At 70.9% G+C, this 26,813-nt stretch carries 27 protein-coding genes; 22 read left to right on the top strand and 5 right to left on the bottom strand.

The features are described from left to right. The first annotated feature begins 179 nt into the window (after positions 1 to 179). The 22 genes from GXY35_09885 to GXY35_09990 all read left to right on the top strand — a co-directional run bounded on the left by GXY35_09885 (position 180) and on the right by GXY35_09990 (position 21,155). A complete protein-coding gene (locus GXY35_09885) occupies positions 180 to 755 on the top strand; it encodes a flavodoxin family protein (protein NLW94885.1) in 576 nt (191 codons plus the stop codon). A gap of 199 nt (positions 756 to 954) precedes the next feature. Further along, positions 955 to 1,137, top strand: a complete 183-nt coding sequence (locus tag GXY35_09890) for a hypothetical protein (protein NLW94886.1) — start codon at positions 955 to 957, stop codon at positions 1,135 to 1,137. A gap of 207 nt (positions 1,138 to 1,344) precedes the next feature. Next, positions 1,345 to 3,528: a ribonuclease R gene (gene rnr, locus GXY35_09895; protein NLW94887.1), complete on the top strand. Its 2,184-nt coding sequence runs from the start codon at positions 1,345 to 1,347 to the stop codon at positions 3,526 to 3,528. A gap of 82 nt (positions 3,529 to 3,610) precedes the next feature. Continuing rightward, the gene (locus GXY35_09900) at positions 3,611 to 3,925 is read left to right on the top strand and encodes a hypothetical protein (protein ID NLW94888.1); all 315 of its coding nucleotides are present in this window, start codon (positions 3,611 to 3,613) and stop codon (positions 3,923 to 3,925) included. After that, positions 3,922 to 4,950 (top strand): V-type ATPase subunit, encoded by a 1,029-nt coding sequence (locus tag GXY35_09905; GenBank protein NLW94889.1) that lies wholly within the window; start codon positions 3,922 to 3,924, stop codon positions 4,948 to 4,950. The genes GXY35_09900 and GXY35_09905 overlap by 4 nt, the downstream gene beginning before the upstream one ends. A gap of 47 nt (positions 4,951 to 4,997) precedes the next feature. Beyond that, positions 4,998 to 6,962 carry a hypothetical protein gene (locus tag GXY35_09910; GenBank protein NLW94890.1) on the top strand — a complete coding sequence of 655 codons (1,965 nt, stop codon included), beginning with the start codon at positions 4,998 to 5,000 and terminating at the stop codon, positions 6,960 to 6,962. 73 nt (positions 6,963 to 7,035) lie between these two features. After that, positions 7,036 to 7,377, top strand: a complete 342-nt coding sequence (locus tag GXY35_09915; GenBank protein ID NLW94891.1) for a H+transporting two-sector ATPase C subunit — start codon at positions 7,036 to 7,038, stop codon at positions 7,375 to 7,377. A gap of 31 nt (positions 7,378 to 7,408) precedes the next feature. Further along, a complete protein-coding gene (locus GXY35_09920; GenBank protein ID NLW94892.1) occupies positions 7,409 to 7,711 on the top strand; it encodes a Vacuolar H+transporting two-sector ATPase F subunit in 303 nt (100 codons plus the stop codon). 38 nt (positions 7,712 to 7,749) lie between these two features. Continuing rightward, positions 7,750 to 8,373, top strand: coding sequence for a hypothetical protein (locus GXY35_09925; GenBank protein NLW94893.1), 624 nt, complete (start codon positions 7,750 to 7,752; stop codon positions 8,371 to 8,373). A 52-nt stretch (positions 8,374 to 8,425) separates the two neighbouring features. Beyond that, positions 8,426 to 10,216: a V-type ATP synthase subunit A gene (locus GXY35_09930; protein NLW94894.1), complete on the top strand. Its 1,791-nt coding sequence runs from the start codon at positions 8,426 to 8,428 to the stop codon at positions 10,214 to 10,216. Further along, the gene (locus tag GXY35_09935; GenBank protein ID NLW94895.1) at positions 10,203 to 11,597 is read left to right on the top strand and encodes a V-type ATP synthase subunit B; all 1,395 of its coding nucleotides are present in this window, start codon (positions 10,203 to 10,205) and stop codon (positions 11,595 to 11,597) included. Before GXY35_09930 ends, GXY35_09935 begins: the two co-directional genes overlap by 14 nt. 38 nt (positions 11,598 to 11,635) lie before the next feature. Then, complete coding sequence (locus GXY35_09940; protein NLW94896.1) at positions 11,636 to 12,283, top strand: V-type ATP synthase subunit D; 648 nt, start codon at positions 11,636 to 11,638, stop codon at positions 12,281 to 12,283. A gap of 4 nt (positions 12,284 to 12,287) precedes the next feature. Continuing rightward, positions 12,288 to 12,782, top strand: coding sequence for a universal stress protein (locus GXY35_09945; protein ID NLW94897.1), 495 nt, complete (start codon positions 12,288 to 12,290; stop codon positions 12,780 to 12,782). A gap of 166 nt (positions 12,783 to 12,948) precedes the next feature. Further along, entirely contained in the window at positions 12,949 to 13,413 is a 465-nt protein-coding gene (locus GXY35_09950; protein ID NLW94898.1) for a PTS sugar transporter subunit IIA, read from the top strand. Between the two features lie 13 nt (positions 13,414 to 13,426). After that, on the top strand, positions 13,427 to 15,436 hold the full coding sequence (locus tag GXY35_09955) for a hypothetical protein (protein NLW94899.1): 2,010 nt from the start codon (positions 13,427 to 13,429) through the stop codon (positions 15,434 to 15,436). Between the two features lie 78 nt (positions 15,437 to 15,514). After that, positions 15,515 to 15,718, top strand: coding sequence for a hypothetical protein (locus GXY35_09960; GenBank protein NLW94900.1), 204 nt, complete (start codon positions 15,515 to 15,517; stop codon positions 15,716 to 15,718). Continuing rightward, a complete protein-coding gene (locus GXY35_09965; protein NLW94901.1) occupies positions 15,687 to 16,061 on the top strand; it encodes a hypothetical protein in 375 nt (124 codons plus the stop codon). Before GXY35_09960 ends, GXY35_09965 begins: the two co-directional genes overlap by 32 nt. Before the next feature lie 45 nt (positions 16,062 to 16,106). Continuing rightward, the gene (locus GXY35_09970) at positions 16,107 to 16,940 is read left to right on the top strand and encodes a PHP domain-containing protein (protein NLW94902.1); all 834 of its coding nucleotides are present in this window, start codon (positions 16,107 to 16,109) and stop codon (positions 16,938 to 16,940) included. A gap of 39 nt (positions 16,941 to 16,979) precedes the next feature. After that, on the top strand, positions 16,980 to 18,101 hold the full coding sequence (locus GXY35_09975) for a DUF362 domain-containing protein (GenBank protein ID NLW94903.1): 1,122 nt from the start codon (positions 16,980 to 16,982) through the stop codon (positions 18,099 to 18,101). A gap of 137 nt (positions 18,102 to 18,238) precedes the next feature. After that, complete coding sequence (locus GXY35_09980) at positions 18,239 to 18,595, top strand: 6-carboxytetrahydropterin synthase (protein ID NLW94904.1); 357 nt, start codon at positions 18,239 to 18,241, stop codon at positions 18,593 to 18,595. Then, a complete protein-coding gene (locus GXY35_09985) occupies positions 18,556 to 19,707 on the top strand; it encodes a HEAT repeat domain-containing protein (protein NLW94905.1) in 1,152 nt (383 codons plus the stop codon). Before GXY35_09980 ends, GXY35_09985 begins: the two co-directional genes overlap by 40 nt. A gap of 119 nt (positions 19,708 to 19,826) precedes the next feature. Continuing rightward, entirely contained in the window at positions 19,827 to 21,155 is a 1,329-nt protein-coding gene (locus tag GXY35_09990) for a glutamine synthetase (GenBank protein ID NLW94906.1), read from the top strand. Positions 21,156 to 21,207: 52 nt separating this feature from the next. On the opposite strand, the gene GXY35_09995 is transcribed toward GXY35_09990, so the two are convergent. The 5 genes from GXY35_09995 to GXY35_10015 all read right to left on the bottom strand — a co-directional run bounded on the left by GXY35_09995 (position 21,208) and on the right by GXY35_10015 (position 26,745). Next, positions 21,208 to 22,485, bottom strand: coding sequence for a CHASE2 domain-containing protein (locus GXY35_09995; GenBank protein ID NLW94907.1), 1,278 nt, complete (start codon positions 22,483 to 22,485; stop codon positions 21,208 to 21,210). A gap of 133 nt (positions 22,486 to 22,618) precedes the next feature. Then, complete coding sequence (gene xerD, locus GXY35_10000) at positions 22,619 to 23,509, bottom strand: site-specific tyrosine recombinase XerD (protein ID NLW94908.1); 891 nt, start codon at positions 23,507 to 23,509, stop codon at positions 22,619 to 22,621. 9 nt (positions 23,510 to 23,518) lie between these two features. After that, positions 23,519 to 24,172 carry an MBL fold metallo-hydrolase gene (locus tag GXY35_10005; GenBank protein NLW94909.1) on the bottom strand — a complete coding sequence of 218 codons (654 nt, stop codon included), beginning with the start codon at positions 24,170 to 24,172 and terminating at the stop codon, positions 23,519 to 23,521. 66 nt (positions 24,173 to 24,238) lie between these two features. Then, the gene (locus GXY35_10010; protein NLW94910.1) at positions 24,239 to 25,420 is read right to left on the bottom strand and encodes a hypothetical protein; all 1,182 of its coding nucleotides are present in this window, start codon (positions 25,418 to 25,420) and stop codon (positions 24,239 to 24,241) included. Then, a complete protein-coding gene (locus GXY35_10015; GenBank protein NLW94911.1) occupies positions 25,420 to 26,745 on the bottom strand; it encodes a DUF362 domain-containing protein in 1,326 nt (441 codons plus the stop codon). The genes GXY35_10010 and GXY35_10015 overlap by 1 nt, the downstream gene beginning before the upstream one ends. Positions 26,746 to 26,813: the final 68 nt, after the last annotated feature.

Below are 26,813 nucleotides of genomic sequence, written 5' to 3' on the forward strand. Positions count from 1 at the left end.
ATCTCCTCGCATCCGCCGACAAGGCGGCCGTCTTTTCGAGACGGCGGCCGCGACGCCTTTGCCGTTCCTCTCTTCGCCGTGAAATCGCCGCCCCCACGTTCTCGACGCGGTCCCATGGCCCGCCGCGGCGGCAGCTGATGGTATACTGTGACGCACCGCACACAGGGAGGGCACGCCTCATGAAGGTCGTCGCGTTCAACGGGAGCGCCCGGAGGGACGGGAACACCGCGATACTCATCCGGGCGGTATTCGCGGAGCTCCAGCGGGAAGGGATCGAGACCGAGCTGATACAGCTCGCCGGGGAGCGGATCGGCGGCTGCACGGCCTGCGGCGCCTGCCTGAAGAACAAGAACCGCCGCTGCGCGATCGACGACGACATCGCGAACACCTGCATCGCGAAGATGTTCGAAGCGGACGGCGTCATCCTCGGATCCCCCACCTACTTCGCCGACGCCACGGCGGAGATGAAGGCCCTGATCGACCGGGCCGGCTACGTCGCGCGGGCGAACGGCGACATGCTCCGGCGCAAGGCCGGCGCGGCGGTCGTGGCGGCGCGGCGCGGCGGGGCGATTCACACCTTCGACACGCTCAACCATTTCTTCTTCATCGGCCAGATGGTCGTCCCCGGATCCTGCTACTGGAACGTCGGGATCGGGAGGGAGATCGGCGAGGTGGAGCGGGACGAGGAGGGGATGGAGACGATGCGCCTCCTCGGCGAGAACATGGCCTGGCTGCTGAAGAAGCTCAACGGATAGCGAATGCCGGAGCACGTTGTGTAGTCACCGCACACGGCGGAATCCCCGGGCGTTTCGGAACCCGGGGATTTTTTATCCTTTTTTTGTTTGACATACCTGCGCCGGTATGCCAGTATGCGCCCGAGGGCTGCAACGGGTGTCGTGGAACACGTCGTCATACCAGTCTCAAACCAACTCAACTACCGGAGCGGGGGCGTCCATGGACGAGCGGATGATGCACGAGGATTGCGTGGCGGGGAGGAGCTACCTGGTCGACATCAAGGGGAAGAGGTTCGAGGCCCGCTTCAAGGGCTACCCCGACGGCGACCAGTACAACCCGGTCTTCGAGATCCGGGACGGGCAGGGAAGCGTCAAGATTCTGGGGGAGTGCCGGGTGGAGTAGCGTTCCGGCGACAGGGGCAGCGCCGGATCACGCGGGGGGAGGGCCTGCAGGCCCTCCCCTTTTTCTTTCCGGGGCGCGGCGCATTTCGCGGACGCCCGCAGCGTGCCGAACGCGCCCGAGCCGCGCTGCCGCCCGGGCCGCGGATACCCCCGCCGCGGCCGGCCTTCTTTCCCCTGCGCGGCCCCGCCTTTGCTATACTATGATCCCATGAGCCGGAATCGTCTCCCCTCCCCCGAACAGATCCTGGGATTCATCGCATCCCCGCGCTACCGCCCGATGCGGCGGGCCGAGCTGTGCCGCGCGTTCGAACTCTCCGGCGACGACGCCCGCGATCTCCGCAAGACGCTCAAGGAACTCGAGCGCGCCGGGCGCCTCGTCCGGGTCAAGGGGAGCCGCTACGCCGTCCCTGCGGAGGTGAACCTCGTCACCGGGAAGCTCCAGGTGCACCCGCGCGGATTCGGCTTCGTCGAGCCCGCCGGAGAGGCCGGCGGCGACGTGTACATCCACGGCGAGAACATGGGCGGCGCGATGCACGGCGACACCGTGGCGGTCAGGATGCTCGAGGAGGGGCGCGGGCGCCGCGGGCGGGGCGACGGGCGGCGCGAGGGGCGCGTCGTCGAGATCCTCGCGCGCGCCAACGAGATCGTCGTGGGGACGGTCGAGAAGACCGGCGCCCTGCTGCGCGTCGCCCCCGACAACCCGCGCCTCGTGCGCGACGTCTACATCGCCGCCGGCGACGCCGGGGGGGCGCGGCCGGGACAGAAGGTCCTCGTCCGGGTCACGAACTGGGGCACGCAGCAGGCGAACCCCGAGGGGGTGATCACGGAGGTGCTCGGCGAGGCGGGCGAGCCGGAGACCGACCTCCTCGCCATCATCCACGACCACAAGCTCCGCATCCAGTACCCGCCGGCGGCGCTCAAAGAGGCGCGGAGCGTCGCCCAAAAGCCCGGCCCGGCCGACCTCGGGGGGCGCGAGGATTTGCGCGGGGAGATCATCTTCACCGTGGACCCGGAGACCGCGAAGGACTTCGACGACGCGGTCTCCCTCTCCCGGAAGGGGACCGACTGGATCCTCGGCGTGCACATCGCCGACGTCTCGCACTACGTCCGGCCGGGAGGCCCGATCGACGACGAGGCGCGCCGCCGCGGCACGAGCGTCTACTTCCCGGGGCGCGTCCTGCCGATGCTCCCCGAGGCCCTCTCCAACGACGCCTGCAGCCTCAGGGAGGGCGAGGACCGCCTCGCCCTGAGCGCCTTCGTCACCGTCTCCCCCGAGGGGGTCGTGAAGGCGAGCCGCTTCGCCCCGACCGTCATCCGCTCGCGCAGGCGCTTCACCTACGCCCGGGTGAGCGCCCTCCTCGGCGGCGAGGCGCTCCCGGAGGGGGAGGCCGAGCGCCTCATCCTCCCGGTCTTGCGGGAGATGGAGCGGCTGGCGGGCCTCCTCAGGAGGCGCCGATTCGCGCGCGGCGCCATCAATCTCGACATGCCGGAGGCGGTGATCGAGTTCGACGACGAGGGGCGCATCGCCGCCGTGCGGCGCGAGGAGCACGACATCTCCCACATCCTGATCGAGGAGTTCATGCTCGCGGCCAACGAGGCGGTCGGCGCCTTCTTCACCGCCCGGCGCGCCCCCGCGCTCTGGCGGGTGCACGAGAAGCCCGACGAGAAGAAGCTCCTGGAGTACCTCGACCTGATCAAGCCGTTCGGGCACACGATACGCGACTTCCGCGATCCCCGGGCCATCCAGCAGTTCCTCGACCGGGTGCAGGGGAAACCGGAGGCGTACGCCCTCCACCTCAGCTTCCTGCGCTCCCTGAAACTCGCCGTCTACTCGACCCGCAACGTCGGCCACTACGGCCTCGGCTGCCCGCACTACCTCTACTTCACCTCCCCGATCCGGCGCTACCCGGACCTCGTCACGCACCGGTTCTTGAAGGAGCTCTGCGCCGGCGCAAAGGTGTCGCCGCCCGCGGATCTGCCGGGGCTGGCCGCGCACTGTTCCGAGGCCGAGCAGACCGCGGAGGACGCCGAGCGGGAGTGCGTGAAACTGCGGAAGCTCCAGTACCTCAGCGGGCACCTCCTGGACGGGACGATCGACGAGTTGCAGGGGGTCATCACCGGCGTCCGCGACTTCGGCTTCACCGTCTACCTGAACGACTACCTCCTCGACGGGCTCGTGCACGTCTCCTCGCTCACCGACGACTTCTACCGGATGGCCAAAAACCGCTCCTGCATCACGGGCGAACGGACGCGGCGCAGGTTCCGGGTGGGGGAGATCGTCACCGTCAGGATCTCGCGCGTGGACCTTCCGACGAGGCAGGTGGATTTCATCCTCGCCGGGCCGAGCGCGATCCGCCCGCCGCGGAGCTCCCGGCGGCGCGGATTCAGATAGCCGCGGCGCGGCGGGAAAACGAAGCAGGCGCTGCCGGCCGGTGGAACCGCGGAAACGCCGCGAGGCGGAGGAGGGGGTTCGCATGCCGATGAAGGACGCCGTCGAGCAGGTGCTGCGGGCCGAGGCGGACGGCAGGAAACGCCTCGCGCAGGCGCGTCTCGAGGCCGACGCGATGCGCGCCGACGCCGAGCGGAAGGCGGCGGAGATCGCCGCGCGGGCGGAGCGGGAGGCGCGCGAGGAGACCAACCGCGTGCGGTCCGCCGCGCGCCTCGCCGGCGAGGCCGAGCGGGAGCGCATCCTGCGGGAGGCGCAGGAAAACGCCGCGCGCGCCGCGCGCGAGAAGGAGCCGCTCCTCGACGGGGCGGCGAAGGCCGTCATGGAGTTTCTGCTGGGATGATATCGCTCGCGAGATACGCATTCCTGAACGCGTTCCTGCGCGCGCGGCTGCGCGCGCGGCTCGACGAGCGGTTTTTCGCCTCCCTCGCCCGCGCCGCGGACCTCCAGGAGGCGGCCGCGATGCTCCTCGACACCGAGTACCGCCCCGTCGCGGCCGCGATCGAGCGCGGCGCGGCGCCGGAGGCGGCGGAGAAGCTCCTCATCGAGCTCGAGATCGAGCGCCACCGCGCGATCCTCCGCCATGCGAAGGGGGCCGTGGCGGAATTCGTCTTCGCGCTGCTGGAACTGTACGACGTGGGGAAGGTGGAGCGGATCATCCGCATCTGGAGCGAGAAGGCGTGGGAGGAACGCGACGGGATCATCGCGGAGACGATCTGCCGCGAGATCCCGGTGGAGGCGATGCTGAAGGCCTCCGGCATCGAGGAGATCATCCTGCTCCTGGAGGAGACCCCGTACCGAAAGCCGCTCGTCTCCGCCTACCCGCGGTACCGCCGGACCGGGAAGCTGTTCACCCTCGAGTCGGCGATCGAGATCGACTACTACCGGCGCCTGGGCGAGGCCGTGCGCGGGCTCGGCCGCGCGGACCGGCTCGCGGCGGCGCGGATCATCGGCACCGAGGTGGACATCCGCAACATCGAGAACCTCCTCCGCCTGATGCGCTACACCGGGCTGACCGCGGAGGAGGCGCGGCGGACGCTGCTCCCCGGCGGCCACCGGCTGCGCGAGGATCTCCTGCTGCGCGCCTACACGGCGAAAAGCCCCCGCCTCGTCGTCGAGACCCTGGGGGGCGTCTCCCTCCCCCCCCCCTCCGCCGCGCGCGAGGCCGACGCGCTGGAGCAGTTGCGGTTCGTGGGGACGCTCCTCGAGGAGGCGCTCGCCTCGGAGGCTCGGCACGCGCTCGCCGGGTTCCCGTTCGGCATCGGGACCGTCATCGCGTACCTGTCCCTCTCCCGGGCGGAGTCGTGGCGGATCCGGAGGATACTGGCGGGAAAGAGTCTCGGCATCGCGGCGGAGCAGCTCGTCTGAACCGCCGCGGGGGCGGCGGTTCGGCAGCCCGGCCGTCTGGAGGCAACGTGTTCAAGCCGGAAACGATGTCGCAGGTGAATGTCCTCGTCCTCAAGGAGGATCTCGACGCCGTGACCGGCAAAATCGCCGAGGCGGGCGTGATGCATCTGGCCGACTGCGGCGAGATCGGGGACTGGGCGCAGGACCTCGCCGCGGAGGAGACCGGCGAGACGCTCCTTCGGACGGATCGTCTCGAGAAGAAGCTCCGCGAACTCGCCCGGGGGATCGGGATCAGGGAGCTGCCCCGCAGGGTCTCCCGCGCGGCGCAGCGCCTCTCGGCCGCCGACCTCGACGAGTGGGAGGAAAAACTCGCCGCCCTCGACGCCGAGGTCGGGGGGCTGGTCATCGAGCGCGGCTCGAAGGCGCAGGAGCTCGAGAAGCTTCTCGCGATCGCCCGGGAGGCGGCCGCCCTCGGCCCGCTGGCGCGCCTCGACGCCGGCGCGCGCCACTCGTTCCTCGAGATCTCCACCGGGAGGGTCAGCCGCCGCGGCTTCGCCCTCCTCGAGCGCACGCTGGACGGGGTCCCCCACGTCCTGATGCCGCTCGGCTCCGAGGGCGACCGCGTCACGGTGGCGGCGCTCGGGTTGAAGAAAGACAAGGCGGCGCTCGACGCGGCCCTCCGGGAAGCGGCGTTCGAGCCGGTCGCCCCTCCCGCGGGGCAGGCGGGCGACGTCGGGGGCGCCCTGCGCGGGAAGACGGAGGCGCTGCGCGCGCGCATCGAGGCGCTGGACGGGGAGATCGCGGCGGCGCGCGGGCGCTGCCGCGGCCCGCTCGCCGAGCTGAGCGCGCGGATCGCCTGCACGAGGCTCCTCGCCTCCGCGCGCAGCCGCTTCAGGAGGACCGGGAGCGCCAGCCTGATCTCCGGCTGGGTCCCCGACGCCCGCGTGCCGGCCCTCAAGGCGGCGATCGAATCCGCGACCGGCGGCCGCTACTACCTCAATATCCGTCCGCCGGCCGAGGTCCCCGGCGTGGCCGAGGGGCGCGTGAAGGTTCCGGTCCTCTTCAAGAATCCGTTCTTCGCCAGGCCGTTCGAACTCCTCACCGCGACCTACGGCATCCCCGCCTACGGCACGATAGACCCCACGATCTTCGTGGCGGTGACCTTCCTCCTGATGTTCGGCGTGATGTTCGGGGACATCGGGCAGGGACTCGTCCTCGCCCTCATCGGCGCCCTGCTGGTCAGGGGGCGCCGCGCGCCGCAGGTGAAGAAGTCGGGGGCCCTCCTCTTCGCGTGCGGGCTCTCCTCGACCGCGTTCGGCTTCCTGTACGGCAGCTTCTTCGGCGTGGAGAGCTGGTTCAGGCCGCTCTGGGTGCGGCCGATGAGCGACGTCTTCCTGTTCCTCAAGGCGGCGATCTTCCTCGGCATCGCGGTGGTGACCCTCGGCCTCCTCCTCAACATCGCCGACGCCCTCAGGACCCGCGACTGGGTGCGGGGCATCTTCGACAAGGCGGGCCTGCTCGCCGGCGTCATCTACTGGGGGGGCGCGGGGCTCGCCATCAACGCCCTGATGCTCAACGACTCCTCCGTCAGCCCGCGGATCATCCTCTGGGTCGTGGGGACGCCGGTGCTGCTCCTCTTCCTGAAGGCCCCGTTCTCGCGCCTCGCCGGGAAGAGCCCCCGGCTCTTCCCCGACGGACCGCTCACCTATCTCCTCGAGATGGTCATCGAGGTGGTCGAGATCTTCGTCGGCTTCCTCTCGAACACCCTCTCGTTCATACGTGTCGGCGCCTTTGCGCTGGCGCACGGGATGCTCTTTATGGCAGTCTTCAGTTTGTCGGACGTCATCGCCCGCACGCCGGGGGGGACCTACTCATCGGCGCTGATCATCCTGCTGGGGAACCTCCTCATCTTTTGCCTGGAGGGGATGATCGTGACCATACAGGCGGTGCGCCTCGAGTACAACGAGTTCTTCGGCAAGTTCTTCGCGGGGGACGGCGCCGCGTACGAGCCGATCTCGATCGCGGAGACCTGAGGGCGCGGCGAAACCGCCGCCCCCTCGGCGTGCGGCAACAAGGAGGAGACGGATGAACGGTTCGCGGAGCGTAATGCTGAGAAGGTTCACGGGGGCGGCGCTGCTCGTGCCGGTCCTCGCGGCGGCGTGCATAGGCCTCGCGGGCGTCGCCCGCACGGCACACGCCCAGGACGAGGCGGCGGTCAAAAACACGGACCCGAACGTGGTGCGCGGCGCCTTCATCGCCGCCTCGATCGCCGTGGCGGTCGGATCGCTCGCGGCGGGGATCGCGGTCGCCTACGTGGGCGCCGCGGCGATGGGGGCGATCGCCGAGAAGCCGGAACTGGCGGGCCGGGCGATCATCTTCGTCGGGCTCGCCGAGGGGATCGCGATCTGGGGCTGGGTCATCGCGTTCCTCATCCTGATGCGCGTCTGACCGGCGCGGCGCGCGCCAAAAGGAATCGATCGTGGGCTACCTCGTCATCGGCGACGACCAGACGGTGACCGGCTTCCGCCTCGCGGGGATCGAGGGGCGGGCGGCGCGGACGCCGTACGAGGCGCGGGAGGCGTTGAAGGCCGCCGCGGCGGCCGGGGAGGTCTCGGTCGTCGTGATCACCGAACGGATCGCGGCCGCGGTGAAGGCCGAAATCGACGCCTGCCGCCTCCGCGGGAAACCGCTTGTCGTCGAGATCCCGGACCGGCGCGGCCCGATGGAGGGGCGCAAGACCATCCGGGAGCTGGTCAAGGCCGCGGTGGGCGTCACCGTATGAACGCAAACGCACGGCCCGGCCGAGCCGGGGAGACGGAGATGGAACCGCAGGGAGCCGCCGACCTCTGCCGCAGGATCGCCGAGGACGCCGCGGCGCAGGCCGCCGAACTGCTCCGCCTCGCCGCCGAGAAGGCGTCCGCCCGCATCGCGCAGGCGGAGGCGGAGGCGGCGCGCCTCCGCGAGGAGGCGGTCCTCCGGGGCCGCGCCGCGGCCGCGCAGGAGGAGACGCGCCTCCTCGCAAAGGTGCGCCTCGATGCGCGCCGGAACGAGCTCGCGGAGCGCGAGCGGCTCATCGAGGAGGTGATGGGCCGCGTGCGGCGGAGGATCGCGGGACTGCGCCTGGAGCCTGGGTACGCCGGGGTGCTGAAGCGGCTCGCCGCCGAGGCCGTCCTGGAACTCGGCGAGCGGGAGGCGGAGATCCTCCTCCCCCCCGGAGACCGGGAGCGGCTCGACGGCGCGGCGCTCCGCGAGATCGCCGAGGCGCTCGCGCGGGAGGGGATCGCGGACGCATCCGTCGCCGTCGCGGCGGAGCCGGCCCCGGGCGTCGGCGCGGTCGCGCGGTCGCGCACGGGGCGGGTCTCGGTGGACAACACCCTCGAGGCGAAGATCTTCCGGAACGGCAGGGAGATCCGGCTGCTGGTCTCGAAGGCGCTGTTCGGGTAGAGGGAGGCGCGGCGGCGACGCGGAGACGCGGCGCCTCTGAAGGGGCATGGGCATGAATGCGATTACCACGGGCGGAAGGGTGATCGGGCGGGTGAGCCGGGTCGTCGGGCCGCTCGTGCAGGCGCGCGGCGTCAAGGACGCGCAGATGCTCGAGCTGGCCGAGGTCGGCGCCGACCGCCTCGTCGGCGAGATCGTCCGCCTCGACGGGGAGCGGGCCGCCCTCCAGGTCTACGAGGACACGACCGGCCTCAAGCCCGGCGAGCCCATCTACGGCACCGGGATGCCGCTCTCGGCGGAGCTCGGTCCCGGCCTTCTCGGAGGGATCTTCGACGGCATCCAGCGACCGCTCGCCGCGATACGGGACGCGGGGGGACAGTATATCCGGCGCGGCATCCACCTGCCGGTCCTCGACCGGGAGCGGACCTGGCCTGTCGCGCCGCGCCTGCGGGCCGGCGACCCGGTCCGCGCCGGCGCGGTCATCGCCGCCGTCCAAGAGACGGGGAGCATCGAGCACCGCGTGCTGGCGCCGCCGGGGGCCGAGGGGAGAATCACGTCGATCGCGCCCGAGGGTGAGTACCGCCTCAACGACACGATCGCCGTCATCTCCGGCCCCGGGGGGGAGCGGGCGGTGACGCTCTGCCGGCGCTGGCCGGTGCGCAGGGGCCTCCCGTACGCGCGGAAGATGCCGCCGGCGGCCGTGCTCGCCACCGGGCAGCGCGTGATCGACACCCTCTTCCCGGTCGCCAAGGGGGGCACCGTGGTGCTCCCCGGGGGGTTCGGCACCGGCAAGACGATGCTCCAGCATGCCCTCGCCAAGTGGTGCGACGCCCAGGTGATCGTCTTCATCGGCTGCGGGGAGCGCGGGAACGAGATGACCGACGTGCTCACCGAGTTCCCCAAGCTCCTCGATCCCCGCACCGGGAGGCCGCTGATGGAGCGGACGATCCTGATCGCCAACACCTCGAACATGCCGGTGGCGGCGCGCGAGGCGTCGATCTACACCGGCATCACCCTCGCCGAGTATTACCGGGACATGGGCTACCATGTCGCGGTGATGGCCGACTCCACCTCGCGGTGGGCCGAGGCGCTGCGGGAGCTCTCCGGGCGCCTCGAGGAGCTCCCCGCGGACGAGGGGTTCCCCTCCTACCTCCCCACCCGCCTCGCCGAGTTCTACGAGCGCGGCGGCGCGGTGACGACGCTCGGCGGGGAGGAGGGATCCGTGACGGTGATCGGCTCCGTGTCGCCGCCGGGGGGCGACTTCTCCGAGCCGGTGACCCAGCACTCCAAGCGCTTCGTGCGCGCCCTCTGGCTGCTCGACCGCAAGCTGGCCAACGCCCGCCACTACCCCGCGGTCAGTTGGATCGACTCGTACAGCGAGTACGTCGAGGAGCTCGCCCCCTGGTGGGAGGCGCAGGGCTTCCCGCAGTGGCGGGAACTGCGCGCCGAGATCATGGGGCTCCTCCAGCAGGAGAACCGCCTCCAGCAGGTGGTCAAGCTGGTGGGGCCCGACGTCCTCCCGGATTCCCAGCGCATCGTGCTGGAGACCTGCGCCCTCTTCAAGAACTCGTTCCTCCAGCAGGACGCCTTCAGCGCCCGGGACGCCTACACGCCGGCGGAGAAGCAGATGAAGATGCTCTCGCTCATCCTCCGCTTCCACCGGCTCGGGAGCCGCGCCCTGCAGAAGGGGGCCACCCTCGTCGCCGTGCGCGGGCTCCCCTCCTACCGGGAGATGATGCGGATGCGGCAGACGGTGCCCAACGACGACCTCTCCGCGCTCGACCGGATGGGGGAGGAACTCGAGCGCTCGATCGCCGAACTGGAGGCGCGCTATGGGCGGCGCTGAGCGGGCGGCGGGCGCCCGCGAGTACCGCGGGATCTCCGAGGTGCTCGGACCGCTCGTGATCGTCAGGGGCGCGGGGAGCGTGGGCTTCAACGAGCTCGCCGAGGTCCGCGGCGCGGACGGCGAGACCCGTCTCGGCCTCGTCCTGGAGACGTCGGACGAACTGGCCGCCCTGCAGATCTTCGAAGGGACGATGGGGCTCACCATCCCGGACACCCGGGTGCGCTTCCGCGGGCGGCCGCTCGAGCTTTCCGTGTCGAGGGAGATGCTCGGGCGCGTCTTCGACGGCATCGGGCGCCCGCGCGACGGCGGCCCTGAGCCGATCGGAGGAACCCTCCTCGACGTCAACGGCCTCCCGATCAATCCGACCGCGCGCGAATACCCGAAGCGGTTCATCCAGACCGGCATCTCCGCCATCGACGGGATGAACACCCTCATCCGCGGGCAGAAGCTCCCGATCTTCTCCGGGAGCGGCCTGCCCCACAACCGCCTCGCCGCGCAGATCGCCCGGCAGGCGAGGATCCTCGGCGAGGAGACCCGGTTCGCGGTCGTCTTCGCGGCGATGGGGATCAAGTACGACACCGCCCGCTTCTTCACCGACAGTTTCGAGGAGAGCGGGGCGTTGGAGAACGCGGCGCTCTTCCTCAACCTCGCCGACGACCCCCCGGTGGAGCGGCTGATCACGCCGCGGGCCGCCCTGACGCTCGCCGAACACCTCGCCTTCGACGAGGGGATGCACGTGCTGGTCGTCCTCACCGACGTCTCGAACTACTGCGAGAGTCTGCGCGAGATCGCGACGGTGCGGGGGGACATCCCGAGCCGGAAAGGGTACCCGGGGTACCTGTACAGCGACCTCGCGAGCATCTACGAGCGCGCCGGGATGGTCCGCGGGATCCCCGGCTCGATCACGCAGATCCCCATCCTGACGATGCCGAACGACGACATCACGCACCCGATCCCCGATCTCACCGGCTTCATCACGGAGGGGCAGATCGTGCTGGATCGGGATCTCTTCGGGCGCGGGATCTACCCCCCCGTCGCGGGCCTCCCGTCGCTCTCCCGCCTGATGAAGGACGGGATCGGCGAGGGGATCACCCGCGCGGACCACGCGCACCTCGCCGGGCAGCTCTTCGAGGCGTACTCCCACGTAAAGGATCTCCGCGCCCTCGCCTCCGTCATCGGGGAGGAAGAGCTGAGCCCGCTCGACACCGCCTACCTCGCCTTCGGCAGGGAGTTCGAGGGGTCGTTTTTGCGCCAGGGGGAGCACGAGGATCGGCCGATCGAGCGCACACTCGACCTCGGTTGGCAGATGCTGCGCCTCCTCCCCCGGGAGGAGCTCCACCGGATGACGGACGAGGAGATGGAACGGCACTACCCGCGGTAGTGTCGACACGCCCCGACGATCGAGGAGAAAGCGCCGCAATGCCGCGAGACGCGATAGCCCCGACGAAGTCGAACCTGCTCGCCGCGGCGGCGAGCCTCGCCTTCGCCCGCGAGGGGCACGAGCTCCTCACGAAGAAGCGCGATATCCTCGTCGCCGAGCTCCTCGACCTCGCGGCGGAGGCCGCGCACACGCAGCGGCGGCTCGACGAGAAGCTCGGGGAGGCGTTCGCCGCGCTGGACCGGGCGGTGCTCGACTCGGGGCGGCGCGCCGTCCGCGAGGCGTCGTGGGCCGTCGACGCGAGGGTGGAGACGCGCGTCTCCGAGCGCAGGGTGATGGGGGTCGGCCTCCCGGTCGTGCACTCCACCGCCCGCGGCGAACCGCCGTTCTACCCCGCGCGGCAGACCGGATTCCGGCTCGACGAGGCGCAGCGGCTCTTCGCCGAGGCGGTGAAACTCCTCGACGCGTTCACCGGGATGTTCAACTCGGTCCTCCGCCTCGCGGCCGAGGTCAAGAAGAGCATGCGGCGCGTGAACGCGCTCGAAAAAATCTATATCCCCGACTACACGGACGTCCTACAATACATCGCGAACACCCTCGAGGAATCCGAGCGGGAGTCGTTCTTCGTCCTCAAGATGATCAAGGCGCGCCTTTCCGGCGCGCGGAGCGGGGCCCGGGGGGGCGGCTGAACGTATGGCGCAGGCCCGCGGCATCGGGAGGATACTGGTCAGCATCGGCGGGAACGAGCGTTCCCTCCTCGCCGCCCAGTACGCGGTGGCGCTCGCGCGCCTCCTCGGCGCCGAGCTCATCGCCGTCTATGTGGTGGACACGAAGATACTCGCCGGCCTCCTGAAGGCGCGCATCTTCATCCAGATGGAGGAGAGGGACTACGCGCGCGATTTCGAGGAGAACGGGCGCCGGTACCTGAACCATGTCCGGGATTTGGCCGAGGCGAAGGGGGTCCCGATCTCCACGATCCTCGAGAAGGGCGAGGTCCACACGATCGTCACCGCGAAGGCGCGCGAGATGAGGGCGGATTTGCTGGTGATGGGGGAACCCGACGCCCCCGCCTCGCGGAGGGACTACTACTTCAACGAGGGGGAGCGGATCTTCCGCGAGGCGCAGTGCCCGGTCCTCGTCGTGAAGGGGGAGGAGAGGATCCGCGCGCTGTACGACGGCGTGGAATAGCCCCCCGGCCGCGGATCCGCGCGCCTGCCGGCAGGCGGGGACGCGCGCAGACAGGTTTCGGCCGCGGCTGAAGACGCGGTTTCTTGCGTCAGCGAAGGTTCGCCTGTATCCGCGGCGGGAGACCTCGTCGTCGCCTCCGCGGCAAGAGACACGGAAAGGCACCGCCATGCAACTGACCGAACTGCTCACCCCGAACCTGATCCGGATCGGGCTCCAAAGCCGCGACAAGCGCGGCATCGTCGAGGAGCTCGTCGGCATACTGGCCTCGGCCGGGAAGGTCGCCGACGAGGGGCAACTCGTGGAGGCGGCGATGCGGCGCGAGGCCGAGGCGACCACCGGACTCGCGCGCGGGGTCGCGATCCCGCACTGCAAGACCGACGCCGTCCGCGAGCTCACCTGCTCGCTGGCCGTTGCGCCCGACGGCCGCGATTTCGAGGCGATGGACGGGAAGCCGTCGTTCATCTTCTTCTTCCTCTCCGCCCCCACCGGGATGTCGGGCCCCCACGTCAAGGCGCTCGCCAACATCGCCGCGCTCTCCCAGAGCGACGCGTTCCTCGAGAGGCTCCGCACCGCCGCGACGCCGGAGGACGCGTTCCGCATCATCGCCGAGGAGGAGACGCGCGAGGACTGAGCGCGGGGCCGTGATGCCGATGGCCGCACCCCACCCGTACCCCGCCCCAGGCGCCCGGCGCACTTGGCCGTTGCTGCTCCTCGCCGCGGCCGCCTGCGCCGCCTGCATCGTGCAGACGCAGCGCCTCGACACCCTCCCCCCCTCGAGGGACGAGGCCGACTGCCTCCGCCTCGGCCTCCGCTGGCGGGCGGCGTTCGACCGGCCCCTGCGGGAACGGCCCCGTCTCGTGGCGGCGCTCGTCTCCTCTGAATCGGCCCCGCTCCTGCACGCGGCGGCGGCCCCCTGTCTCTCGCGCGTCGGGCGTACGCGCGCGGCGGCCGTCCTCGCGAACATCCCGTTCCTCGCCCTTCTCCTTGTCTCGGTCTACTGCATCGGGAGCATCCTCCACGGCGAGGGGACGGGCGCGGGGGCGGCGGCGCTCGCCGTATCCTACCCGCTCGCCCTCGGCCTCTCGAGACAGTACCTGCCCGGGACGGCCGACGCGGCGCTGGCCGCCGCCGCGGTCTGCGCGGCGCTTTGCGCCGAACGCTCGCGCACGATCCCCTGGCACCTCCTCCTCGGCCTCGCCTTCGGGATGGGCACCCTCTCCTCCCCCCTCTTCCCGCTCTTCGCCGCCCCCCCGATCGCCTGGATCCTGTTCGGGCCCCGCCGCACGCTGCGCTACCGCGGCACGCCCTCCCGGAGGGCGTTGCTGCGCCTCCTCGCCCTCGCCGTCGCCGCCGCGACGGCCGCGCCGTGCATCCCGCGACTCGCGGCGGCGTGGGGAGGGCTCTTCCAAGGAGTGTCCCCGCGCGGCTTCTTCCGGTTCCCGCGTCTCCTCGTCGACTCCGTCTTCTTTCTCCCGATGGCGCTGCTCCTCCTCGCCGGCATCAGTTCCGCGGCGGTCCGCCGCAGGGCGGATCCCGCCCTGCTCCTCTGGCTTTTCGTCCCGCTCCTTGTCCTCTCTCTCTCCGGCGCGGGCGATCCCCGGCTCTTCGCCCCGGCGCTTCCGGCCGCCGCCCTGCTCACCGCCGCGGGGATCGCGATGCTCCAGCGCCCCGCGTGGCGGCGCGGCCTCGCCGCCGCCGCGCTCCTCGCGGCGGCGCTGAACGCCGCCGCCTTCACCTTCCCCTCCGCCGCCGCCCTGCTCGACCTCTCGATCCCCCTCCGCCCGGGCGGGGCCGGGCTGCCGGTCGTCCGCGGCGTCATCCCCGCCGCCGGCATCGGCGTTCCCCTCCGCGAGGAGTGGCGCATCGACGAGATCCTGCGCGACCTCTCGGCGCAGGCGGGGCCCGGCGGGACCTCGCTGGGCTGGTTCCTGGCGCCGCACCCGCGGTTCCACGGCGCAGCCCTCATCTACCGCCTCGAGGCCGGGCGTTACCGGATCTCCGCCGCGGCCCCCGGGGACGCCGCGTTCATCATCACGCGCCTCGTCGGGGCGGGGCAGCGGGAGGAACTCAGACGGTTCACCGCCCCCTGGCTCCACCTCGACACGATCAAATCCTACCCGCTCCCGGACGGGTCCGAGGCGGCGCTGCACCGCGCGATCCTCACCCGGCGCCGCCGCTACGACGCGGCGGGGCTTCCCGGGGAGACGGGAGAGATTCGCGCCCCCGACGCGGGGGCGGGTCCCGGGCGGGCGCGCGGCGCGAACCGGGATTCCTCGCCGCCCGGCGTCCTCGCCGCGACCCCCGCCCACCCGCTCGATCCCGGCGCCTACCGTCTGACGGTCCTGATGCGGTGCAGGGGCGCGCGCCCCGGCGCACCCCTCGCGCGGATCGAGCTCTCCGGGGCGAACGGCGGGATCCTCGCGGAGCGCGAGATCGCCCTGCCGGAGGGCGGGGATTCCGGCGGCTACCGGTCGGTCGATCTCGACTTCGCCCTGCCGCGCCGGGAGGCGCTCGCGGCGCGCGTCGTCCACACCGGCGCGGCGGACCTCGAGATCGACACGATCTCCATCGCCCCGCGCCTGCCACGCGGCGCGGGACGCGCCCCGACGCCTTTCCCCGCCGCCCCGCCGCGCGGCGGCGGAGCCGCCGATTGACGCGGGGCGCCCGATCGTCTATACTAGTGCCGATATGCCGGGGAAGACGCATCCCGGCGGACCTGAACGGGGGGACCGATGGCAGCCAAGAGCAACGCGTTTCAGAAGATGCAGTACGACGAGATCGCGGAGCGGGCCCGCCTGTTCCAGCGGCTCGCGCACAGCAAGGAGCACGCCAAGCAGCGCATCCTCCAGAACCTGCGGTGGGAGTTCTCCTCCGCCCCCTCCGCGGCGATCGAGAAGAAGGTCGATGAGATCGTCAATCGCGTCTACGGCGCGTAGCGTCCCTGCCCGGGCGTTCCTCCTTGCGGCGGCGATCGCGGCGGCGTCCGTGGTCGGCGCCGAGACGCCTCCGCCCGCCGCGGACGCGGACGGGCTCGAACGGTTCCTCTGCAGCGCGGAGCCGTGGGCGGGTGACGACGTCCGTTTCGTCACCGACATGCTCCTCAAATGGCGGCCCGATTACCAAAAACTCTCCACCGGCGAATTCAGGGTCTATGTCCGGGACGTCCTCCTCGGGCTCCAGCCGCCGGGCGAGCGCTACACGATAGACACCACCAAGAGGGGCTCGATTCTCTTCGAGCGGAAGGACGGCGACATCTTCTGCACCATGCGGCAGCCGTGACGCACCGCCCCGGCGCCATCGCCCCCCGGCACAGGCGGTCCCCCGATGCGCATTGACCTGCACGTCCACACAAACGCCTCCGACGGCCTCTTCGCCCCCGCCGAGGTGGTGCGGAAGGCCCGCGAAGCCGGGCTCTCGGCGCTGGGGATCGCCGACCACGACACCGTCAACGGCGTCGAGGAGGCGCTCCAGGCGGCCGGAGAGGAGCGGATCGAGGTCGTGCCGGCGGTTGAGATCAACGCCTACCACGGGGCGTTCGAGTACCATATCCTCGGCTACTTCCTCGACCACCGCGACGAACGCCTCGGCCGCGCCCTCGCGGAGCTGCGAGAGGCGCGGATCGTCCGGATGCGCCGCATCGTCGAGAAGCTCGGCGCGCTCGGGATGGAGGTCGATCCCGAAGAGATCTTTGCCGCGGCCGGCGGCGGCTCCGTCGGAAGGCCCCACATCGCCCGCGTGATGCTCCAGAGGCGTTACGTCTCCTCGATGCGCGAGGCGTTCGACCGCTTCATCGGGGAGGGGAAGCCCGCCTACGCCCCGCGCTCGAAACTCGCCCCCGGGGAGGCGATCGCCCTCATCCGGGAGGCCAGCGGCGTCGCGGTCCTCGCGCACCCGGGCCTCTGGGGGGGCGACGAGCTCATCCCGCAGCTGGCGGCCTGGGGCATCGCCGGCATCGAGGTGTACACGCCCGACCATACCGGCGCGCAGCGGGAGCGCTACCGCGGGTTCGCCCGCGACCTCGGGCTCATCCAGACCGGCGGCAGCGACTACCACGGGTGGAAGGACAACTCGGGGAACACGCTCGGCGCCGCGGCGACCCCTCCCGGGGAGTTCAGGCGCCTCGCGGAGCTCGCCGGCGCCGCCCGGGTCTGGCCGTGACGCCGGACTGAACGCCCGCCGCGGCGGGGGGAGGCCACGATGAAATCGAACGTCTACTTCACCGACCTCAGGGCGAAGTCGGGGGAGTCGCTCCTCGACAAGACCGCCCGGCTCTTCGACCTCGTCGGTTTCGGCGGCCTCCTGCGGCCCGGCGACAAGGTCGCGGTCAAGCTCCATTGGGGCGAGTGGGGCAACGTCGCCTTCCTCCCCCCCCCGTTCGCCCGCCGCCTGGTGGAGAAGGTGCGGGAGGCGGGCGGGAAACCGTTCCTGACCGACACGAACACGCTCTACACCGGCGGGCGCCACAATGCGATCGACCATATCCTCACCGCCCTGAAGAACGGCTTCTCCGTCGCCTCCGCCGGGGCCCCGATCATCATCGCCGACGGGCTCAGCGGCGGCGATTCAGTCGAGGTGCCCGCGGACGGGAAACGGGTGCCGAGCGTGCGGGTCGCCGGGGCGATCTACTGCGCGGACGCGATCCTCTCCCTCGCCCATTTCAAGGGGCACGAGCTCTTCGGCTTCGGCGGCGCGCTCAAGAACATCGCGATGGGGTGCACGACCCCCGCCGGGAAGCAGATCCTCCACTCCGACGTGAAACCGAAGGTGGACCGCGGCCGCTGCATCGCCTGCGGGCGGTGCGTCCGCTCCTGCGCCCACGGGGCCATCCGCCTCGCGGAAGGAGGGAAGGCGGGGATCGACACGGACAGATGCGTCGGCTGCGGCGAGTGCGTGGCGGTCTGCCCGGCCGAGGCGATCCCGGTCAACTGGGAGACCGCCGCGGAGCCGCTGCTGGAGAAGTCCGCCGAGTACGTCAAGGCCATCCTCGCGAACAAGGGGGGGCGCGCGGCGTTCTTCAACTTCCTCCTGCGGATGTCGCCTGAATGCGACTGCTACGAATGGAACGACGCCCCGTTCGTCGCCGACATCGGGATCGTGGCCTCCCGCGACCCGGTGGCGATCGACCAGGCCTCCACGGACCTGGTGAACGCGGGACAGGTGCTCTCCTCGTCGCGCCTGAAGGGGAAGAACCCGGACGGGGACGCGATCACGGCCGCCACCGGGGTGAAGGGCTGGCGGAGGATACTGGAGTACGCCGAGGAGATCGGCGTGGGCACGCGGAGCTACGAGCTCGTGCGGATCGGCGGAAAGCGAACGTAGTCTCCGCCGCGAATCGTCCCGGATAGGTCCGTGCCGCGGATCGACACGGACGGACGCCTCCGCGGAGAGCCGCGGCATCCGCGACGGGAGGCGGTGCCGTCCCAGCCGCGGCCACAGAGAGGTATGCCGGAGGGCCGATGAAGAGGGAACGGGGCGAATTCCTTGTCACGGTAACCGGGCGCTTCGACGCCGCCCACCGTCTCCGTCTCGCCGGCGCCCCGTGCGAACGGCTCCACGGGCACGGCTGGCGGATCGAGGCGTCGTTCACCGGCCCGCTGGGCGCGGACGGCATCGTCCGCGACTTCGTCGCGCTTGAGCGGGAGCTGGAGGAGCGCGTGATCTCGGCGCTCGACCACAGGGACCTGAACGAGCTGTTCGAGAAGCCGACCACCGAGCTCATCGCTCGCTGGATCTGGGACCGGCTCGCCCCGCTCGGCGTCGCCGAGGTGAAGCTATGGGAAACGCCGAACTACTCGGTGACGTACCGCGGCTGAGGCCGCGCCCCGCGGCGCGGGCCGGCCGGCCGCTGCGCGGGCGCCTCGCGGCCGCCTGCTGCGGCATGCTCCTCGTCCCCCTCCCCTCCCCCGCCGCCGACGGCGAGGCGGCCGACGCGTACCTGGAGCGGGTCAGGACGCTCGCGGGGCACGTGGCCGGCGGCACGATGGAGACCCGAAGGACCACCGCCGCGCTTCTGCGGGGGATGGGGAAGCCGGTGCTCCAGTACCTCGAGGCCGAGCTGAAGGCGCCCGAAACCGGCCGGCGGGCGCGCGCCGCCCTTGTCCTCGGCGAGATCGGGGAGCCCGCGGCGTTCCCGGCCCTCCGCGAGGCGCTGCAGGACCCCGACGGGCCGGTGCGCGCGCAGGCGGCGGCGGCGATCGGCAAGCTCGGCCTCGAGGGCGCGCCCGCCGTGCTCGCCCCGCTCCTCGACGATCCGAACGAGTCGGCGCGTGCGGAGGCGGTCCGCGTGATGGGGGAGCTCCGAATGCCGGAGCACACGGGGAAGATCAGGCGCCTCCTCTCCGACCCCTCCGAGAAGGTCAGGGCCTGCGCCCTCGCGGCGGCGGGCAACCTCCGCGACAAGGAGTCGGTTCCCGCCGCCCTGAAGGCGATCGAGGAACCGTCCGCCCGCGTCAGGAACAGCGCCGCAATCGCCCTCGGGAAGATCGGCGACCGCGCCGCGCTCCCCCGGCTCAGGAAGGCGCTGGAGGATTCCGACGCGTGGGTCCGCAGCTCGGCCGCCGCCGCCCTGGGGGAGATGGGCGACGCCGACGCGGTCCCGCTCATCGAGAAGGCCGCCGGCGACGAAACCCCACACGTGCGCGGCGCGGCCGCCGCGGCGCTCGGCGCGCTCAAGGCGCCGCGATCGATCCCCGCCCTCTGCGCCCTTCTCCAGGACTCGAACCCGAGCGGCTTCTCCCTGCTCGTTCCCTACCGCCGAACCGAGGTCAGGGAGGAGGCCGCGGAGGCCCTCGGGAAGATCACCGGCGACGCGCGGGGCTTCTCGCGAACGGCCGATCCGGCGTCGCGCGAGGAGGCCCTCGAGCGCTGGAGGGCATGGTGCCTGGACCGGACCGCGACGCCCCTGCCGGGAACCGGCCCGCCTTGAAGGCGCGCATCCCCCCCTCTCGCCGGAATCGGCCGCCGGAATCCTCTTTCCCGGACGGGGCGGATTAAGTACTATAGCGCCGCAGCCGACATGCACGGCGCATCCGGAGGGATACCGCGATGGCACGGACGAAATCAGAGGTTCTGGAACTCGTCAAGAAGCACAATGTCAGGTTCATACGCCTCTGGTTCACCGACGTTCTCGGCCGGCTCAAGGGCTTCTCCATCACACGCACCGAGCTGGCCGAGGCCCTGGAGACCGGGATGGGCTTCGACGGCTCCTCGATCGAGGGGTTCGCGCGGATCGAGGAGAGCGATATGGTCGCGATGCCCGACCCGTCCACCTTCTGCCTGCTCCCTTGGAGACCGAAGAACGAAGGCTGCGAGGCCCGGATGTTCTGCGACATCGTCACGCCGGACGGAAACCCGTACGAGGGCGACCCGCGCTATGCCCTCAAGCGCGCCCTGAAGCACGCCGCCGACCTCGGTTACCGCTGGATGGTCGGGCCCGAGCTGGAGTATTTCTACTTCAAGAACGACCGGGCGGCCGATGTCCTCGACCGGGGCGGCTACTTCGACATGGTCCCGATGGACCTCGGCGCCGACCTCCGCCGCGAGACGATCCAGATCCTCGAGGATATGGGGATCCAGGTCGAGTACGACCACCACGAGGTGGCGCCGAGTCAGCACGAGATCGACCTGCGCTACGCCGACGCGCTCGCGATGGCCGACCACGCGATGACCTACCGGCTGGTGGTCAAGCAGGTCGCCCAGATGCGCGGGGTCTACGCCACGTTCATGCCCAAGCCGATCGAGGGGCAGAACGGGAGCGGGATGCACGTCCACCAGTCGCTCAACAAGGGGGACCGGAACGCCTTCTTCGACGCGAAGGACCCGTACCATCTCTCCGACGTCGCCAAGTCGTACACCGCCGGCATCCTCGCGCACGCGAAGGAGTTCTGCATCGTCACCAACCAGTGGATCAACTCGTACAAGCGGCTCGTCCCCGGCTACGAAGCCCCGGTCTACATCTCCTGGGCGCAGCGCAACCGTTCGACGATGGTGCGCGTGCCGCTGTACAAGCCCGGGAAGGAGAAGGCGACGCGGATCGAGTTCAGGGCGCCGGACCCCGCCTGCAACCCGTACCTCGCGTTCGCCGCGATGCTCGCCGCGGGGCTCGAGGGGATCGAGAAGAAGTACACCATCCCCGCGCCGATGGAGGACGACATCTTCGAGTTCAGCCCGCAGGAGCGCGACGCGGCCGGGATCAAGACGCTCCCGGGGAGCCTCTACGCGGCGATCGTCGAGGCGGAGAGGAGCGCGTTCCTGCACAGGGCGCTCGGGGACCACATCTTCCAGAAGCTCATCGAGAACAAGAAGATCGAGTGGGACCGGTACCGGGTCCACGTCTCCCGGTACGAGATCGACAAGTATCTGGCGATCCTGTAGAACCGGTTGTGCGGATCCGCGCCCGATCCCGCAAAAAGCGGGCGGGACCCTGCTACGAGACGCGGGCCCCCCGCCGGCCCGGGACCCCGTACGCGACCCACGACACGACGGCGCTCACCGCGGGATAGAACGGGCGGATCTCCTCCCCGTGCGCCGCGAAGGCGACAATCCCCGCCCCCGCGCAGACGGCGAGCGCCGCGGCGAGGGCCGCCCACCCGCGCCGCGCCCCCCGGCCGCTCCGCCTGAAGATCCCGCGCGCGACGAAGGGGAAGACGGCCGCGAGCGCGAGTTCGAGGAGCGCCGCGAGGCGCGGCCGCCGCAGGAACCGCCCGGCGAGGAGGGCGTCGACCGTTTCCGCGTGGAGGAGCGCCGCGGGCGCGGAGGCCGGGAGACGGCCCCATCGCCGCGCCGGGAGGGGCGCCTCGCACTCCCCGAGGACAACCACCTTCCCCGCCCATTGCGACGCCTCCGCGCGCCCGAACAGGACATCCGCGGCGGAGACGATCTTCGGCCCCCTCCCCCCGCGCGAGGGAACAAGCCGCAGCATCCCGCGCGCATCGATGGGAATCAACCGCCCGTCGAGCTCGATCCCATCCGCCGCGCCGCCCTTGAGCCGCAGCGTCACCCGCGCCGTCTTCAGAACGGTCGAGGCGAGAGCGAGCGGGAGACTCATCAGGAAGCCGTCCCCCTCCGCGGAGACGAGAGGCGCCCCGCGCACCATCGGGTCCCCGCCGCGGGGAAATCGGGGAAGGCTGGAGGGGGGCTCCCGGCTATCCCGATCCTCCGGACGGGGAACATTCGTGAACCCCGCCGATGACGTCGATTCCGCGAGAGCGACATCCACGCATCCGGTGCCGTCCGCCTTCGGCATCCGATATTCGCGCGCCTTCCCCCACGGGTTGGTGACATAGCGGATGCGGGCGTTGCGGGGCGCGGGCGGCCCGCCAGCGGACGACTGGTACCCGAACCTGAGCGCGAAGCCGCTCGCCACGTTTCCCGCCCGCCGCGCGGCATCGGCGAGCGGCCGCCCCCCGTCGGACGAGGCGGGGCACGAAACGACGCCGATGGCGCGCGGGTTGCCGCGGGCGATCCGGTCCAGGAGCCGCCCCGCCACCGACGCCGGCCACGGCCACGGCCCGACCTCGCGGCGGCTCGCGGCGTCCGCGGCGATCACGACGCAGACGTTTCGGGCGGGGGCGTTCGGGACGAGGAGGAGGACGAGATCCTGCGCGCGCGCGGCCCACGGGCGCAGGAACGCCGGCTCCGCGGCGGCGAACGCGGCCATGCAGGCGGCGAGCAGGCACGCCCCCGCCCCGTCCCGCACCCGCATCCCCATCCCTCCCGTCTTTAGGCCGCCGCGCGACGGCGCACCGGCTATGGATCTCGAGGACCGCGCCGAACCGCTTCGCGTGCACCGCCGGCGCCTGCATGCTACCGCGCCCGAGGCCCGGCGTCAACGCCCGCTACCGGGCGCGTGGATGGAATTTTGCGTGGATCCCCTTGAGGCGGTTTGTGTCGACGTGCGTGTAGGTCTGCGTCGTGGAGATGTCGGCGTGCCCGAGCATCTCCTGCACGACCCTGAGATCGGCGCCGTGCGCGAGGAGGTGCGTGGCGAACGTGTGCCGGAGCGTGTGCGGCGTGATCCCCTTCCCGATCCCCGCCAGGCGGGCGTGCTGCGTGACGATCCGCCAGACCCCCTGGCGGGTGAACCCTCTCCCGCGGCGCGTGAGGAAGAGGACGCCGGGGGAGGCGGGGCGGGCGAACGCGGGGCGCGTCTCGGCGAGGTAGCTTTTCACGGCCTTCCGCGCCTGCCGCCCCAGCGGCACGATCCGCTCCTTCGACCCCTTCCCCAGGCACCGGAGGTACCCGACCTCGAGGTTCACCTCCTCCGTCTTCAATCCCGCGACCTCGGAGACCCGCAGCCCGGTGGCGTACATCAGCTCGAGGATCGCCCGGTCGCGGCGGCCCTCGTGCGTGCCGGGCCGGGGCGCGGCGAGGAGCCGCTCGGTCTCCTCCACCGAGAGCACCTCGGGGAGGTGTTTCCAGATCTTCGGGCTCTCGAGGACGTCGGTGATGTCGGCGCGCACGTACCGATTGGAGGCGAGGAAACGGAAGAAGACCTTGAGCGCGGCGAGGAAGCGCGAGAGCGACGAGCCCGCGAGGCCCCGCCGCTTCTCCGCCATCAGGTGCTCCCCGATCAGCTCGCGCGTCACGCCGTCGAGCGTGCGCACCCCGCGCTTCTCCAGGAACGCGAGCAGCCCGAGGAGGTCGCTCCGGTAGGCGGCGATCGTGAGGGGGGAGAGCCCCCGCTCGACGGCGAGGTAGTTCAGAAACTCATCGAGGAAAACCCGCATGGCGCACCGTCAGAGCCGGAGATAGGGGTTGGAGTTCCGCTCCCTGCCGAGCGTCGTCTCCGGCCCGTGCCCGGGGAGGAGCAGCGTCTCGTCGGGCAACGGCAGTATCCTGTCCCTGATCGACGCCTCGAGCGCCTCCTGCGAGCCCCCCGGAAGGTCGGTCCTCCCGACGGAGCCGGCGAAGAGCGTGTCGCCGCTCAGGAGGATCGGCGGGGAGCTCAGATCGTGGAGGAGACAGATGCCCCCGGGCGAGTGGCCCGGCGTGTGGACGACCCTGAAAACGATTTCTCCCGGAGCGATCGCGTCCCCGTCCTCGAGCAGGGCGTCGGGAGGGGGCGGGGGTTCGAACGGCAGGCCGAGCCTTTGCAGCAGCGGCTCCGCATGCCGCAGCATCGCCGCCTCGGCGCGGTGCATCAGGACCGGGACGCCGAAGCGGGCCTTCAGGGCGGCGTTGGCGCCCGCGTGATCGGGGTGGGCGTGCGTGTTGACGATGCAGCGCGGCCTGAGGCCTTCCTCCAGCACCCGCGCGGCGATCCGGTCCGCGTCGCCGCCCGGGTCGACGATCGCCGCCTCGCGGGTCCGCGGGCAGGCCGCGACATAGCAGTTGGCCTGCAGCGGGCCGACGACGAGCCGGTGAATCAGGGGACGAGTCGCGGTTTTCATCGGGGCGCCGTCCCGTATCCTACCATGTTCGGGCGCGGAGTGCGACGGGGGCCCGGGGGCGACGCCCTATCGCCAGCCAAAGCCGCGAGCGGAGTAGGGGTCCGTACCGGCGGAGAGAAAACCGGAGGGACGGCGTGAAGACGGTGGCTGGAAGTTGGCCGGCACCACCGCGGGCGTCGCCCCCCCGTCGAGGGGGTCAGTCGAGAGATGGGATTCGATGAGATCGCTGTAGCCGTCCCGATCGGTGTCGGGGCGGCGCGCGTCCAGGTCGGTGCCGGAGGGGCCGGCGTCGGGATCATACGGCGCGTAGGAGGACGGGTCACCGTCGTAGCCGACCTCGTCGCGGTCCCCGACTCCGTCGCCGTCGGAATCCGCCAGATTCGGATCCGTGCCGAAACGCACCACCTCGTCGCCGTCGCCGAGGAGATCCCCGTCACTGTCAGGAGAGAGCGGATCGGTGCCCCACACATGCACCTCGGCGCCGTCGTTCAACTCGTCCCCATCCGTGTCGGAGGCGAGGGGATTCGTCCCGCGGACGGAGACCTCGTCCCCGTCGCTCAATCCGTCCCCGTCCGTGTCGAGGCTCGTCGGGTCCGTCCCGGCCCGGTACTCGGCCAGGTCGTTCAGCCAGTCGCCATCCCCGTCGGCGGTTCCGTCGTGCGAGAGATCCCCGAAGAAACGGACCTCAAAGGCGTCACCCATCCCGTCGTCGTCGCCGTCATCGTTGATGACGAGCGTCTCGTCGCACCACGCGAAGCCGTACTCGCCCGCGGGGAGGTCCGCCTCCCATGCGGCGAAATAGGGCGGCCACTCGAACGGAAGATACGAGGTGCCGCTCAGGCGGCATGAGATGACGAGCGACGAGCCCGCCGGGAGCGGATTCGCCCGCTCCTCGTACCTGCCCGGTTCCTCGAGTATCCAGTGGTGCGCGTTCGTCTCCGGGTACACGTCGTGCGTCGATACCTCGTACAGGTAGTCGGCGAGGGGGGCGCCGTCTATCGACACCCCGATCGTTTCGACGTCATAGGCGGCGGGGATATGCTCGGTGAAGACCAGCCCGCGCAGGGAGGAGGCGCTGAGGTTGTCGATGCGAACGGTGAGCTCGAGGGGGATGCCGGGCATGATGAGCAGGGACTCGTACTCCCTCCCGACGGCGACGGCCACGCCCTCGGGATACACGTGCCCCGACGCCCGGGTGTGCGCCGGGACCAGGAGCGCCGCCGCGAGTACCGCTGAAGGCAACCTCATCAGATCCATGCCCCCTCGTAGTAGTACTCCACGAGCCGCTGAACGTCGATCGCCGAGGCGCCGCCCTCGCGGTGCTTCTTCGACATCATATCGAGCGCCCCCCGCACGCCGTGCGCCACCATGATGCCGCTCTCCTGGCTGTTCGCCGCGTAGCCGTAGCCCCGGATCGTCGTCTCGGCCTGCGCGAGGTAGTTCTTCAACCTCCCCGCGTTGTCGGGATGGTGTCGAGCGTCGCCGGTGGCAGGGTAGAGAACGTATTTCGAGGCGACGACGTCGAGCGCCACCGGGTCTACAGAGGCGAGCAGCGTCGCCGTGTGCGGGGCGAGGCTCTCGCTGTAGGTCTCGCAGCCCGGCCCGCCGCTCTTCACTACATGGATTGCGTCCAGCACGTGCAGATCGGCCCTGCGGATTGCCGACCAGATTGTCCCTGTCGTCTTCCCGAGGTCCAGGTAGTGGTACGGTGACGTGCCGAAGGGCGCGAGCTCCATCGAGAGGAGGCCGTAGGAGTGCTTGAGGGCCCCCGTCACCTGCGCCCCGCCGTGGTCTTTCAAGACCGGCACGTTGATGAGGCGGAGCCGGTCCTCGTAGGCCGCGCCGTTCCAGATGCCGTTCTTCAGGTTTATCTTGGTCCCGAAGGGGGTCGTGATCTTCGGGTAGGTGACCGTGCCGAAGGCCACATAGCCGTCGCGCGTCTGATCTCCCTCTGTCACCCCCACGCTCCGGATGGTGTCGAGAAGGTAGGCGCTGATGCGGGTCACCCCGGAGAACATCGACACGACAGCGTTGAACGACTGCGAGTGGTCCACCGCGTTGGCGTGCACGCCGGGCCCGAGTTCCCCTGGATCCTGGTCGCAGTCGAAACTACCCCGCCCCTGCCCGTTCTCGACGATGACGATCTCGCCCGAGAAAGTGTCGGGGTGCTCGATGATCCGCTGGATGAGCCCGCGGAGCACGTCGGTGTTCGTCGCGCCCCGGTAGCACCACTGGCCGTTCACCTTGATGACCACCACATCGTCCGCGTGGATGATGCCGGTCGGCCCCGTGAGGAGATCGCGCGTAGTGTCGCTCTGATAGAACGGCCTCTCGCACGAGGAGAAGAGAGAGAGTACGGTATCCAGTCCCGCGTGACGGTTGGCCCCGTGCACGAACGGGTTCTCCGGGATGTTCCCCACCCTGAGGACAAGCGTCTTGTCAGTCGAAGCCGCCCACGCTCGGCGCAGCAGACCGCCCTTGAGGGAAAGAGCGAGCGCTGCGCCCCCCGCGGCTGACGTCTTGATGAACTGGCGCCGGTTCATCTTCCGGCCCGGGCATTGGTGTCGTATCATAATCTCTCCCTGCAAGAGATACGGATGCGACCATACACTTTTCATCTCTACGCTAGCATCATCCAGCC

This window comes from Chlamydiota bacterium (assembly GCA_012729785.1).
GTDB lineage: Bacteria > Auribacterota > Tritonobacteria > UBA1439 > UBA1439 > UBA1439.